The organism is Streptomyces sp. NPDC093984 (assembly GCF_044764595.1).
GTDB classification, from domain to species: Bacteria; Actinomycetota; Actinomycetes; order Streptomycetales; family Streptomycetaceae; genus Streptomyces; species Streptomyces cynarae.
Genome location: NZ_JBIWIM010000006.1, coordinates 112,031 through 124,651 on the forward strand (window position 1 = coordinate 112,031; position 12,621 = coordinate 124,651).

Annotated in this window: 10 protein-coding genes, 2 tRNA genes and 1 pseudogene; 9 read left to right on the plus strand and 4 right to left on the minus strand. The window is 72.4% G+C overall.

What is annotated here, in order from left to right; genetic code table 11:
- Window positions 1-277: 277 nt before the first annotated feature.
- Window positions 278-1,618 carry a UDP-N-acetylglucosamine 1-carboxyvinyltransferase gene (murA, locus tag ACIRC0_RS22405; RefSeq protein WP_200417675.1) on the minus strand — a complete coding sequence of 447 codons (1,341 nt, stop codon included), beginning with the start codon at window positions 1,616-1,618 and terminating at the stop codon, window positions 278-280.
- A 252-nt stretch (window positions 1,619-1,870) separates the two neighbouring features.
- Between murA and ACIRC0_RS22410 the strand changes: the two genes are divergently transcribed.
- The 9 genes and pseudogenes from ACIRC0_RS22410 (at window position 1,871) to ACIRC0_RS22450 (ending at window position 11,394) form a co-directional block, all read left to right on the plus strand.
- A complete protein-coding gene (locus ACIRC0_RS22410; RefSeq protein WP_181139086.1) occupies window positions 1,871-2,443 on the plus strand; it encodes a YqgE/AlgH family protein in 573 nt (190 codons plus the stop codon).
- A 29-nt stretch (window positions 2,444-2,472) separates the two neighbouring features.
- The gene (locus ACIRC0_RS22415) at window positions 2,473-2,754 is read left to right on the plus strand and encodes a DUF3039 domain-containing protein (RefSeq protein WP_103841003.1); all 282 of its coding nucleotides are present in this window, start codon (window positions 2,473-2,475) and stop codon (window positions 2,752-2,754) included.
- A gap of 155 nt (window positions 2,755-2,909) precedes the next feature.
- Window positions 2,910-4,733, plus strand: a complete 1,824-nt coding sequence (locus tag ACIRC0_RS22420; protein WP_403618160.1) for a beta-N-acetylhexosaminidase — start codon at window positions 2,910-2,912, stop codon at window positions 4,731-4,733.
- A 279-nt stretch (window positions 4,734-5,012) separates the two neighbouring features.
- Window positions 5,013-5,906: an FAD binding domain-containing protein gene (locus ACIRC0_RS22425; RefSeq protein WP_403618163.1), complete on the plus strand. Its 894-nt coding sequence runs from the start codon at window positions 5,013-5,015 to the stop codon at window positions 5,904-5,906.
- Window positions 5,903-7,390, plus strand: coding sequence for a 2Fe-2S iron-sulfur cluster-binding protein (locus tag ACIRC0_RS22430; RefSeq protein ID WP_403618166.1), 1,488 nt, complete (start codon window positions 5,903-5,905; stop codon window positions 7,388-7,390). The genes ACIRC0_RS22425 and ACIRC0_RS22430 overlap by 4 nt, the downstream gene beginning before the upstream one ends.
- On the plus strand, window positions 7,387-9,693 hold the full coding sequence (locus tag ACIRC0_RS22435) for a xanthine dehydrogenase family protein molybdopterin-binding subunit (protein WP_403618169.1): 2,307 nt from the start codon (window positions 7,387-7,389) through the stop codon (window positions 9,691-9,693). Before ACIRC0_RS22430 ends, ACIRC0_RS22435 begins: the two co-directional genes overlap by 4 nt.
- 41 nt (window positions 9,694-9,734) lie before the next feature.
- A pseudogene (locus tag ACIRC0_RS22440) lies at window positions 9,735-10,230 on the plus strand (AAA family ATPase).
- 144 nt (window positions 10,231-10,374) lie between these two features.
- Window positions 10,375-11,211: an SUKH-4 family immunity protein gene (locus tag ACIRC0_RS22445; protein WP_403618172.1), complete on the plus strand. Its 837-nt coding sequence runs from the start codon at window positions 10,375-10,377 to the stop codon at window positions 11,209-11,211.
- 54 nt (window positions 11,212-11,265) lie between these two features.
- On the plus strand, window positions 11,266-11,394 hold the full coding sequence (locus ACIRC0_RS22450; protein ID WP_403618175.1) for a hypothetical protein: 129 nt from the start codon (window positions 11,266-11,268) through the stop codon (window positions 11,392-11,394).
- 85 nt (window positions 11,395-11,479) lie between these two features.
- On the opposite strand, the gene ACIRC0_RS22455 is transcribed toward ACIRC0_RS22450, so the two are convergent.
- The 3 genes from ACIRC0_RS22455 to ACIRC0_RS22465 form a co-directional block, all read right to left on the minus strand.
- On the minus strand, window positions 11,480-12,001 hold the full coding sequence (locus ACIRC0_RS22455) for a hypothetical protein (RefSeq protein ID WP_403618177.1): 522 nt from the start codon (window positions 11,999-12,001) through the stop codon (window positions 11,480-11,482).
- Between the two features lie 266 nt (window positions 12,002-12,267).
- Window positions 12,268-12,342, minus strand: a tRNA-Cys gene (locus ACIRC0_RS22460).
- A 9-nt stretch (window positions 12,343-12,351) separates the two neighbouring features.
- Window positions 12,352-12,449: transfer RNA gene (locus ACIRC0_RS22465), tRNA-OTHER, on the minus strand.
- Window positions 12,450-12,621: the final 172 nt, after the last annotated feature.

The window sequence follows — 12,621 nt, forward strand, 5'->3', positions numbered from 1 at the left end:
CCACAGGACGGCGCAGCAAGGCCGCCGCACCGCCACAGGGCGGTGTGACGAAGCCTGACCGCCACAGGCGGCGTGACGAGGCCCTACCTGCCGTAGGACGGCGAGACGAGGCCGCGCCCGTCGCAGGGACGGCGCGATGAGGCCGTACCGCCACGGGACGGCGAGTGACGAGCCCGGCAAGCTCCTCGCGACGGCGTACGGGCCCAGCAAGGCCAAAAGGGGCGGTCACCCGGATCAGGGTGACCGCCCCTTCGCATGGGCGACGCTCCGCGGGAGGTCAGCCGAGTGCGTTGCCGGGCAGTTCGACCTTCGCGCCCAGCTCCATCAGCTTCTCCATGAAGTTCTCGTAGCCGCGGTTGATCAGGTCGATGCCGTGGACGCGGGACGTGCCCTCGGCCGCCAGGGCCGCGATCAGGTAGGAGAAGCCGCCGCGCAGGTCGGGGATGACCAGGTCCGCGCCCTGCAGCTTCGTCGGGCCCGAAACCACCGCGGAATGCAGGAAGTTGCGCTGGCCGAAGCGGCAGTCGGAGCCGCCGAGGCACTCACGGTAGAGCTGGATGTGCGCGCCCATCTGGTTCAGCGCGGAGGTGAAGCCGAGCCGGGACTCGTACACCGTCTCGTGGATGATCGACAGGCCCGTCGCCTGGGTCAGGGCCACGACCAGCGGCTGCTGCCAGTCCGTCTGGAAGCCGGGGTGCACGTCCGTCTCCAGCGCGATCGACTTCAGCTGCCCGCCGGGGTGCCAGAACCGGATGCCCTCGTCGTCGATCTCGAACGCGCCGCCCACCTTGCGGTAGGTGTTCAGGAACGTCATCATCGACCGCTGCTGCGCGCCACGGACGTAGATGTTGCCGTTGGTCGCGAGCGCCGCCGACGCCCAGGACGCCGCCTCCAGCCGGTCCGGGAGGGCGCGGTGGGTGTAGCCGCCGAGCTTCTCCACACCGGTGATGCGGATCGTGCGGTCGGTGTCCATCGCGATGATCGCGCCCATCTTCTGCAGCACGCAGATCAGGTCCTCGATCTCCGGCTCCACCGCCGCGTTGGACAGCTCGGTGACACCCTCGGCGAGCACCGCCGTCAGCAGCACCTGCTCGGTCGCGCCGACGGACGGGTACGGCAGCCGGATCTTCGTGCCGCGCAGCCCCTTGGGCGCCTCCAGGTACTGGCCGTCCGCCCGCTTCTCGATGACCGCGCCGAACTGCCGCAGCACGTCGAAGTGGAAGTCGATCGGCCGGCCGCCGATGTCGCAGCCGCCGAGACCCGGGATGAACGCGTGGCCCAGCCGGTGCAGCAGCGGACCGCAGAACAGGATCGGGATGCGCGACGAGCCCGCGTGGGCATCGATGTCCGCGACGTTCGCGCTCTCGACGTGCGTCGGGTCGAGCACCAGCTCACCCGGCTCCTCGCCCGGACGGACCGTCACACCGTGCAGCTGCAGCAGCCCCCGGACGACGCGCACGTCGCGGATGTCGGGCACGTTGCGCAGTCTGCTCGGGGCACTGCCCAGAAGGGCGGCGACCATGGCCTTCGGTACGAGGTTCTTCGCACCGCGGACACGGATCTCGCCCTCGAGCGGGGTGCCGCCGTGGACAAGGAGGACATCGTCGTTGACGGTCATGAATCTCGCGTTCCGTGGAGTGGGGCAGGGGCCGAAGACGTAAGCGTAATGGCCGCGTACCCCCCTTCAGTAAGCCCAAGTGGCTTCAAGGAAGGTCATAGCTTTGCCACAACACGAACGGTGCGGAGGCGGACGCGAGGGGTTACCGGGGCGTACATGCGCCCGCGGCGCACCCATGAGCCCTGAGCTGCATTCACCCACCTACCCCCGTTGCCTCCCCATCCGAAGGCAAGATGCGGGATCATGTCTGCCATGACCGAGGTGTCCTCGCTCACAGGGCGGCTGCTCGTGGCCACCCCCGCCCTGGCGGACCCGAACTTCGACCGCGCTGTGGTGCTGCTCCTCGACCACGACGAGGAGGGCTCGCTCGGCGTGGTCCTCAACCGCCCCACGCCCGTTGACGTGGGGGACATCCTGGAGGGCTGGGCGGACCTCGCGGGCGAGCCCGGTGTCGTCTTCCAGGGCGGACCCGTGTCGCTGGACTCGGCGCTCGGTGTCGCGGTGATCCCCGGCGGCGCGTCCCCGGACCACGCCCCGCTCGGCTGGCGACGGGTGCACGGCGCGATCGGTCTGGTCGACCTCGAGGCCCCTCCGGAACTGCTCGCCAAGGCGCTCGGCTCCCTGCGCATCTTCGCCGGGTACGCCGGCTGGGGGCCGGGCCAGCTGGAGGACGAGCTGGTGGACGGGGCGTGGTACGTCGTCGAGTCGGAACCCGGCGACGTGTCGTCCCCGGCCCCGGAGAAACTCTGGCGTGACGTGCTGCGACGCCAGCGCAGCGAGCTGGCGATGGTGGCGACGTACCCGGACGACCCTACGCTCAACTGATACGTGCGGGCTTCAGTACGCTTGGCCCTATGAGCACTCTTGAGCCAGAGCGCGGTACCGGTACGGGGACCCTCGTAGAGCCGACGCCGCAGGTGTCGCACGGCGACGGCGACCACGAGCGCTTCGCCCACTACGTCCAGAAGGACAAGATCATGGCGAGCGCCCTGGACGGCACTCCCGTCGTGGCGCTGTGCGGCAAGGTGTGGGTCCCGGGACGCGACCCGAAGAAGTACCCCGTCTGCCCGATGTGCAAGGAGATCTACGACTCCATGGGCAGCGGCGGCGACGAGGGCAAGGGCGGCGACAAGTAGGCGACCGCTCGGCTGCCTGACGACCGCTGGGTTCCCGGGACGCGTGTGGGGAGCGTCCCGGGAGCCTTTGTGCCTGCTGCCGGTGGATCGGGAGTGCGTCTTCGAACTGCGGTGAATCCGCCCTCGGGGCCGGGCCGGGCGTGAAGACTGGCGGCATGCCTGAGTTTCCGTACTCCCTCCCCCCGGGGCTCGACGCGCACCTGGTCCCCGCCCCCACCCGGATGTCCCCTTCGATCGGCGGCGGCACGGGACACGTCGTCGACGAGGACACCCGGATCGAGACGACGGGCCCCGGCGCCGAGCGCGTCGCGCGGTGGCTGCGGGCGGCCGTCGGCGCCGCGACCGGGCTTTTGCTGCCGTCGGCCGGCGACCACGGGAACCGGGTTCTGCTGCGCATCGTCCCCGGACTCGAAGAGGAACTGGGCAGCCCTGAGGCGTACCGCTTCACCGCCGACCGCCACGACGTCGTCATCGACGGCGCGAGCGAGGCCGGCCTGTTCTGGGGCGCCCAGACCTTCCGCCAGCTGCTTGGGCCGGAGGCCTTCCGCCGTGCCCCGGTGACCGGGAAACGTCAGTGGGAGGTGCCCGCGGTGACGATCCAGGACGCCCCCCGCTTCCGCTGGCGCGGCCTCCTGCTCGACGTGGCCCGGCACTTCATGCCCAAGGACGGCGTCCTGCGCTACCTGGACCTGATGGCCGTCCACAAGCTCAACGTCCTCCACCTCCACCTCACCGACGACCAGGGCTGGCGGCTGGAGATCAAGCGCTACCCGAGGCTCACCGAGGTCGGTGCCTGGCGGGCGCGCACCAGATTCGGCCACCGGGCCTCGCCGCTGTGGGAGGAGAAGCCGCACGGCGGTTTCTACACGCAGGACGACATCCGCGAGATCGTCGCGTACGCGGCCGAGCGGCACATCACCGTCGTCCCCGAGGTCGACGTCCCCGGGCACAGCCAGGCGGCCATCGCCGCGTACCCGGAACTGGGCAACTCCGACGTGATCGACACGACCTCCCTCAGGGTCTGGGACGACTGGGGCATCAACCCCAACGTACTCGCCCCCACCGACACCACCCTGCGGTTCTACGAGGGGGTGTTCGAGGAGGTCCTGGAACTGTTCCCGTCACCCTTCGTCCACATCGGCGGCGACGAGTGCCCCAAGGACCAGTGGCGGCGCTCGCCGGCCGCGCAGGCGCGCATCAAGGAGCTGGGGCTCGCGGACGAGGACGAGCTCCAGGCGTGGTTCGTGCGCCACTTCGACACCTGGCTCACCGCACGCGGACGCCGGCTCGTCGGCTGGGACGAGATCCTCGAGGGCGGGACTCCAGTCGAAGGGCGCGCCCCTGTGGAAGGCGACGAGGCGGAGGGAGCGAAGCGACCGCTCGACGAGGTGGGTGCACCCCCGGCCGAAGGCCGGGGGAGTCGACAGGGGTCACGAGCGTCCGGAGGTGGGACGACGAAATTGGGCCTCGCGGACGGTGCGACCGTCTCCTCATGGCGCGGGTACGCCGGCGGGATCACGGCGGCGCGCGCCGGCCACGACGTCGTCATGTGCCCCGAGCAGCAGGTGTATCTGGACCACCGTCAGGACGCCGGCGCCGACGAGCCGGTGCCCATCGGGTACGTGCGCACCCTGGAGGACGTCTACCGATTCGAGCCGGTTCCACCGCAGTTGACGCCGCGGGAGGCGCGGCACGTTCTCGGCACCCAGGCCAACCTCTGGACCGAGGTGACGGAGGATCAGGGGCGCGTCGACTACCAGGCGTTTCCCCGGCTCGCGGCGTTCGCCGAGGTCGCCTGGAGCGCGCTTCCCGTCCCGGCCGAGCGCGACTTCGCGGACTTCGAGCGGCGCATGGCCGCCCACTACCGCCGTCTGGACGCCCTGGGAGTCGCCTACCGGCCGCCCACGGGCCCGCTTCCGTGGCAGCGGCGACCCGGGGTGCTCGGACGCCCGATCGAGGGTGCGCCCCCGAACGTGTGAGGTGGCGGACGGAGGGCAGGCGAGGCGCCGGGTCGGCTGGAAACGTACCCCGGCATGGGAAAAGCAGTGCAAGGAACGCCGAAGAGCCGCAATGCACCCCCATCGGGGATGTCGTGGCAAAACGGTCCATCCCCCTGGTCGGAGGGGCGAATGCCTCCTAGCGGACCCCCGCGTCGGAGGCCGTGAAAGATGTGCCAGAGTTGCCACGTCCGCCCTGTCAGCACGTACCGTACGGCAACACAGGTGGGACCAGGGGGCAGCGGGAAGGGGCAGCCGGTTTTGACCACGCACGCACCGCAGGCGGCGCAGACCGTGACGCTGCCCGCCTCGCTGGACGAGGCCGTGGCGGCCCTCGCCGCCCATCCGGCCGCCGTCCCCGTGGCGGGCGGCACCGACCTCATGGCCGCCGTGAACTCGGGGCAGCTGCGGCCCGCCGCACTGGTCGGCCTCGGCCGCATCAGCGAGATCCGCGGCTGGCAGTACCAGGACGGCCACGCGCTGCTCGGCGCCGGCCTCACCCACGCGCGCATGGGCCGCCCCGACTTCGCGGCCCTCATCCCCGCCCTCGCGGCGGCGGCGCGCGCGGCCGGCCCGCCGCACATCCGCAACGCCGGCACCCTCGGCGGCAACATCGCGTCGGCCGCCCCCACCGGGGACGCGCTTCCGGTGCTCGCCGCCCTGGAGGCCACGCTGATCATCGCCGGCCCGGGCGGGGCACGCCGGGAGATCCCGGTCTCGCACCTGCTGGCCGGCGTGGAGATGCTGCGCGCCGGAGAACTCATCGGCTACGTGCGCGTGCCGCTGCTGCACGCCCCCCAGGTCTTCCTGAAGGCGACCGGCCGCACCGGACCCGGGCGGGCGATGGCGTCGGTGGCGCTGGTGCTGGACCCGGCCCGGCGCGGGGTGCGCTGCGCCGTCGGTGCCATAGCGCCGATGCCGCTGCGCCCGCTGGAGGCCGAGCAGTGGGTCGCGCAGCTCATCGACTGGGACAACAACCGCGCGATCGTCCCGGAGGCCCTGAACGCCTTCGGGGAGTACGTCGCCGCGGCCTGCATCCCCGATCCGGCGCCCGCGGAGGACGGCACCGTGCAGCAGCTTCCGCCCGCCGTACTGCACCTGCGGCGCACCGTCGCCGCGCTGGCCCGACGAGCACTGGGGAGGGCACTGTCGTGACGGACGACCAGCACCCGGAGGAAGCCCGCCGGCAGGGCACCAACGGCTCCTGGGAGCGGCTGCCGCAAGGGGACTACGACGACGGCGCCACCGCCTTCGTCCAGCTCCCGGAGGGCGGGATCGACGCCCTCCTCGCCTCCGACAGCCCGCTGGCCGCGCCGGGCCACGGCTACGTGCCGCCGAGCTTCACCCCGCAGGAGGGCACGGGCGCCGAGGAGCACGGCGGGAACTGGGGCGCGCCCGCCGAGGGCGCCCACTGGCCGGGAGCCACGCAGGAGGGTACGGGGGACCGGTTCGCGTACAACCCCGGCTCGACCGGGCAGTGGAGCTTCGAGGAGGCCCAGGCCGCGCGGGAGCCCGCGCCCGGGCACGACGTCACCGGGCAGTGGTCGATCCCGGTCGCGGGCGGTGATCTCCCGGACGAGTCGGGGGAGTTCACCACGTCGTCGCTCGTCGAGCAGTGGGGCGGCACCCCGCCCGCGACGCTGCCGGGCGGCGCGCCCGCGCCCTGGGCGACGGAGGCGGCCGTGCCGTCGTGGCACGGGCAGGAGACCGCCGCGCAGACGCCCGAGGAGGCCCCTGGGGAGCCGTCCGACGGGTCGTACGAGGGATACGAGCAGCCGAGGGCGGATGGTGCTTCCGAGGCGCCAGAGGCCGCCCAGGAGCCGTCCGAGGCCGCCGATGCCTCCGACGCGGCCGACGGCACCTCCGGCGTCACCTCGGACGGCACCTCCGGCGCCGAGGAGGCACCGGCTCCCGAAGCGGCCCGGCACCCCGAGCCCGACGCGGCCCCCGGGCCCGCCGGCGCCCAGGACCCGCCCCCGGATCGGGCCGCCGCGCCCGCGGCCCCGCACGACGAGCACCCCCTGGCCTCGTACGTCCTGCGGGTGAACGGCGCCGACCGGCCCGTCACCGACGCCTGGATCGGCGAGTCGCTGCTGTACGTGCTGCGCGAGCGGCTCGGACTCGCCGGCGCCAAGGACGGCTGCTCGCAGGGCGAGTGCGGCGCCTGCAACGTGCAGGTCGACGGACGGCTCGTCGCCTCCTGCCTGGTGCCCGCCGTCACCGCCGCGGGCAGTGAGGTCCGTACGGTCGAGGGACTCGCCGTCGAGGGACAGCCCTCCGACGTGCAGCGGGCGCTCGCCCGGTGCGGCGCCGTGCAGTGCGGCTTCTGCGTGCCCGGTATGGCGATGACCGTGCACGACCTGCTGGAGGGCAACCCGGCGCCGACCGACCTCGAGGCCCGCCAGGCGCTGTGCGGCAACCTGTGCCGCTGCTCCGGCTACCGGGGCGTCCTGCAGGCCGTCCAGGAGGTCGTCGCCGAGCGGGAGGCGCACCGCGCCGAGGCCGATCCGGCACCGGACGGCGACGAACCGCGCATCCCGCACCAGGCGGGCCCCGGAGAGGGCGGCGTCCACCTCGACGCGTTCGGCAACGTGACCCCGAACGACCACCCGTACGGCCAGGACGGAGGCCAGGCGTGAGCAACGAAGCCGCCACCGCGACCACCGCGGCGGCCGTACCCGCCCCCGAGCCGCTGCCGCACGGCATCGGAGCCTCCCTGCCGTCCGCCGACGCCCGTGCCAAGACCGAGGGCACCTTCCCGTACGCGGCCGACCTGTGGGCCGAGGGCCTGCTGTGGGCGGCCGTCCTGCGCTCGCCGCACCCGCACGCGCGCATCCTGTCCATCGACACCAGCCACGCGCGCGAGATGCCCGGCGTGCGGGCCGTCCTCACCCATGAGGACGTGCCCGCGGGCGCGCTGCACGGACGCGGCACCGTCGACCGGCCCGTCTTCGCCTCCGACGTCGTACGCCACCACGGGGAGGCCATCGCGGCCGTCGCCGCCGACCACCCCGACACCGCCCGCATGGCCGCCGCGGCCGTCATCGTCGAGTACGAGGTGCTCGACCCGGTCACCGACCCCGAGCAGGCGTTCGAGGCGGAGCCGCTGCACCCGGACGGCAACCTGATCCGCCACATCCCGCTGCGCCACGGCGACCCGGACGCGGTCGGCGAGGTCGTCGTCGAGGGCCTGTACCGCATCGGCCGCCAGGACCCCGCCCCCATCGGCGCGGAGGCCGGCCTCGCCGTGCCCCGGCCCGACGGCGGGGTCGAGCTGTACCTCGCCTCCACCGACCCGCACACCGACCGGGACCGGGCCGCCGCCGTCTACGGCCTGGAACCGGACCGGGTGAAGGTCGTCGTCACCGGAGTGCCCGGCGCCACCGCGGACCGCGAGGACCAGGGCTTCCAGCTGCCGCTCGGGCTGCTGGCGCTGAAGACCGGCTGCCCGGTGAAACTGACCGCCAACCGCGAGGAGTCCTTCCTCGGCCACGTCCACCGCCATCCCACACTGCTGCGCTACCGCCACCACGCGGACGCCGAGGGCAGGCTGGTGAAGGTCGAGGCGCAGATCCTGCTGGACGCGGGCGCCTACGCGGACACCTCCTCCGACGCGCTCGCCGCCGCGGTCTCCTTCGCCTGCGGCCCGTACGTCGTCCCGAACGCCTTCATCGAGGGCTGGGCCGTCCGCACCAACAACCCGCCGTCGGGCCATGTGCGCGGCGAGGGCGCGATGCAGGTGTGCGCCGCGTACGAGGCGCAGATGGACAAGCTCGCCAAGAAGCTCGGCCTCGACCCGGCGGAGCTGCGGATGCGCAACGTCATGGCGACCGGCGACGTCCTGCCGACCGGCCAGACGGTGACGTGCCCCGCGCCGGTGGCCGAACTGCTCGAGGCCGTGCGGGACCACCCGCTGCCCCCGCTCCCCAAGGACACCCCCGAGGAGGAGTGGCTGCTGCCCGGCGGCCCCGAGGGCGCGGGCGAACCGGGCGCGGTCCGGCGGGGGGTGGGCTACGGCCTCGGCATGGTCCACATGCTCGGCGCGGAGGGTGCCGACGAGGTCTCCACGGCGACCGTGAAGGTCCAGGACGGCGTGGCGACGGTGCTGTGCGCGGCGGTGGAGACCGGCCAGGGCTTCGCGACCCTCGCCCGACAGATCGTCCAGGAGACCCTCGGCATCGACGAGGTGCACGTGGCCCCGGTCGACACCGACCAGCCGCCGGCGGGCGCGGGCTGCCGGGGCCGCCACACCTGGGTGTCGGGCGGCGCGGTCGAACGGGCGGCGAAGATGGTCCGCACCCAGCTGTTGCAGCCCCTGGCGCACAAGTTCGGCATGTCCACGGAACTGCTCCAGATCACGGACGGCAAGATCACGTCGTACGACGGGGTCCTGTCCACGACCGTGACGGAGGCGCTGGACGGCAAGGAACTGTGGGCCACCGCGCAGTGCCGCCCGCACCCGACCGAACCGCTGAACGAGACGGGCCAGGGCGACGCCTTCGTGGGGATCGCGTTCTGCGCGATCCGCGCCGTGGTGGACGTGGACATCGAGATCGGCTCGGTACGGGTCGTGGAGCTGGCGATGGCCCAGGACGTGGGCCGGGTGCTGAACCCGGCGCAGCTGGCCGCGCGCCTCGAGGCCGGGGTCACGCAGGGCGTCGGCATCGCGCTCACGGAGAACCTGCGCACGGCCCGCGGCGTGATCCGTCACCCCGACCTGACGGGCTACTCCCTGCCGACGGCCCTGGACGCCCCCGACATCAAGATCGTCAAACTCGTCGAGGAACGGGACGTGGTCGCCCCCTTCGGCGCGAAGGCGGTCAGCGCGGTACCTGTGGTGACGTCCCCGGCGGCGATCGCATCGGCGGTCCGCGCGGCGACGGGCCGCCCGGTCAACCGTCTGCCGATCCGGCCGCAGGCGGCGGTGGTGACGACGCAGTGAGCTCGTCGCCGGTGGAGGGCGTCGTCCTCGTCACCGGCGTGATGGCCGCGGGCAAGTCGACGTTGGCCCAGGCACTGGCGGAGAGACTGCCCCGCGCGGCACATGTGCGAGGCGATGTCTTCCGGCGGATGATCGTCTCCGGCCGAGAGGACTACGAGCCCGGCTCGGACGGCGAGGGCCTGGCCCAACTCCGGCTGCGGTACGGGCTGTCGACGGCGACTGCGGGCGCGTACGCGCGCGGGGTCCACGGCGGTCGTGCAGGACGTGGTGCTGGGCGGGGACCTGGCGCGGTATGTCGATCTGTTCCGGACGCGCCCACTGCACGTCGTGGTCCTCGCACCCCGACCGGAGGTGGTCGCGGCACGCGAGGCCGGGCGGCCGAAGACCGGGTACGGGGCATGGACGGTGGAGGACCTGGACAGGTCACTGCGGACCGAGACGCCGCGGATCGGTCTGTGGCTGGACACCTCGGACCTGACCGTGGAGGAGACGGTGGAGGCGATCCTGGCCGGGCGGGAGCGGGCACGGATCGGGTGAGGCGCGCAAGGACCGCTTATTGCTGCGGCGTTGTCAGTGGTGCCGCGTAAGGTTCTAGGCGTTGGGGGAGAGCTGCCCGGCAGGACCGTCTGTCCTGCCCTGTGGACGCTCTGGGCCAGGCACGGAACACACGGGGGCAAGACGATGGGCACGACTGACGCCTGTGGCGTGATCACGCCGACCGGGTCGGATCCGTACGCGCGGGGGTTCGGGACACCGTGCGGGCGGTCGGTGCTGCGGCGGGCGGCCGAACTGGTCGACGACGCGGAGAGACTCGCCGAGGAACTGCGCGACCAGATGGTCATCGGGGCGCTGCGCACCGTCGACCGCGATCTGGAGTCGCTCCTGCAGGGCGGCGCCACGGGGCGGGTACCCGCGACGTACGTCTCCTCGCGTCCCCCGGGCCCGATGGACCTCTCGCCGCTCGCGCCCTCCCTGGAGGCACTGCTGCGGCTCGCGGCGGTGACGGACGAACCGGCCGCCTCCCCGGGCGGGTTCGCCTCGCACGCCCTGATCCGTCCGCTGGCCCGGATCGCCCGCCCCGGCACGGGCCTCGCCCTGGACCTGCCGCCGCGGCTGCTGGACGAGGAGTTCGGCTCCGCCGCGATCGTGCGCTTCGAGGACGTCGACTTCCCCCGCACACTCACGCACGAACCGACCCGCCGTTTCCTGCGCGAGGTGGGCCTGCCGGAGACCGGCTACTGGTTCGAACTCGACACGGACCTGCCGCTGCCGACGCTGGCCGAGCACTACGCGGACGACGAGGGCGTCCCGGAGGACGACCTCCCTGACTGGGCGGACCGCCTGATACGCCTCGGCTGCCTGCTGGAGGACACGAGCCTGCTCCTCGACGGCGCCACCGGAGCGGTCCTGTGCTGGAGCGAGCCGGACGCGACCCTGCGCCCGCTCGACGCGGACATCTCCACCCTGGCCTTCACGGTGTGGCTGGCCCACCGCGACAAGAGAGTGGCGAGAGTTTAGTGAGACACGGCACTCACCCTCGCGTCGGCCGACGCCTGCCACGACCCGCTTGGCGTGACGCAGCCCTACGGCGAGGACGACGGCATCATGCGGATGATCATTACGGAGCAGGCGTTCGCCGTACTGCTGGTGGGCCACCAGGCGAAGACGATCACCGGCTTGCAGGTGACCTACCTCGGGTGACGCAGTTGCCCGGCATCCGGCCACTCGCGGCACCCCCGGAAGGGTGCCGCCCTGCTGTTGCGGCCATGATGGAAATCCGGTTGCTCTAGTTTTCTTCGCGCAGGGTGGCGTAAGCCGCCGCCACCGACGCGCAGTTGACCCGCGGGTTCCCGGCGGGCACCGACTGCTCCAGGTGCTGCAGGACGCTGAAGTCGTCCTCGTCTTCGACGCCGTTCTTCTTCAGGTCTTGCCGTGTGGCGTTGACGACGGCCGTCAGGCGCGGGCGGTCCTCCGTGCAGCGCGGTGCCAATGCGTCGAGAACCTGCTGGTACTCGCTGGCGGGCCGACCGTTGCCATCGAGGTCGGCCAGCTTCTGCGCCGGCCCAGGCGTCGACGCATGCGTGGCCAGGGTCCCGTTCGTCTTCGCTGACGACTTCGCTGCCGGACTGCTGTGGCTCGCTACAGGCGTCGCGGCTGCTGCCGAGGTGTCGTGTGTGGCGGCGTCCTTGACTCCAGAGACCATGCCCGCGATGAGAGGGGGAGCTGCGATCAGCACCCCGATGCCGATAGCGATCTTCTTTCCCCTGCTCAGCGGCTTCTTCGGCGCCGGAACGGGCTGCTGACTCATGATCCCCCCTGTACAGGCCGAGCGCCCCTCATCTCGGACGCGGCATCGGGACCGTACACCCCACATGCGCCAGTGCGTCATGAGCCCCCTCGTTTTCCCGGTGAGGAAGGGACGGGTATGTCCGAGGTCGGCGACCTGGCCCATGAGCGGGGCGCGCTCGTACAGGCCAACTGAGACGGGAACTGAGACGGGAACTGAGACGGACGACCCGAAAGGGCGGCTCCCCCGAAGGAGTGCCGCCCTTTCGTTTTGCCCGGTCAAGGCACTGGAGGCCGTGGCGGGAATCGAACCCGCGTAACTCGCTTTGCAGGCGAGTCCCTGAACCACTCGGGCACACGGCCATTCGCCCCGGGCCGTGGTGGGAGTCGAACCCGCGTAACTCCCCGCGGGCGGAGCCCGCTCATGGAGGCAGCGCAGGCGAGTCCCTGAACCACTCGGGCACACGGCCGGGATCAGGTGCGGTACGGCTAGCTCGTGCCGTCCTGATGCACTGACCGTAGGAGTGGGCAGGTCACCGGCTCAAGAGGATCGGCGGCCCTGCAATGGGACTGCCATACGCCGTTCATGAAACCGGGCCCGGTCCTAAGACCAAGGTCCCGGCCCATCCCCGGCTCCTGACA

Excerpts from the sequence above, each read along its gene's own strand:
- murA (WP_200417675.1), bottom strand. The coding sequence starts at position 1,618 with ATGACCGTCAACGACGATGTCCTCCTTGTCCACGGCGGCACCCCGCTC.
- ACIRC0_RS22445 (WP_403618172.1), top strand. The coding sequence starts at position 10,375 with ATGGGCACGACTGACGCCTGTGGCGTGATCACGCCGACCGGGTCGGAT.
- ACIRC0_RS22415 (WP_103841003.1), top strand. The coding sequence starts at position 2,473 with ATGAGCACTCTTGAGCCAGAGCGCGGTACCGGTACGGGGACCCTCGTA.
- ACIRC0_RS22455 (WP_403618177.1), bottom strand. The coding sequence starts at position 12,001 with ATGAGTCAGCAGCCCGTTCCGGCGCCGAAGAAGCCGCTGAGCAGGGGA.
- ACIRC0_RS22420 (WP_403618160.1), top strand. The coding sequence starts at position 2,910 with ATGCCTGAGTTTCCGTACTCCCTCCCCCCGGGGCTCGACGCGCACCTG.
- ACIRC0_RS22410 (WP_181139086.1), top strand. The coding sequence starts at position 1,871 with ATGACCGAGGTGTCCTCGCTCACAGGGCGGCTGCTCGTGGCCACCCCC.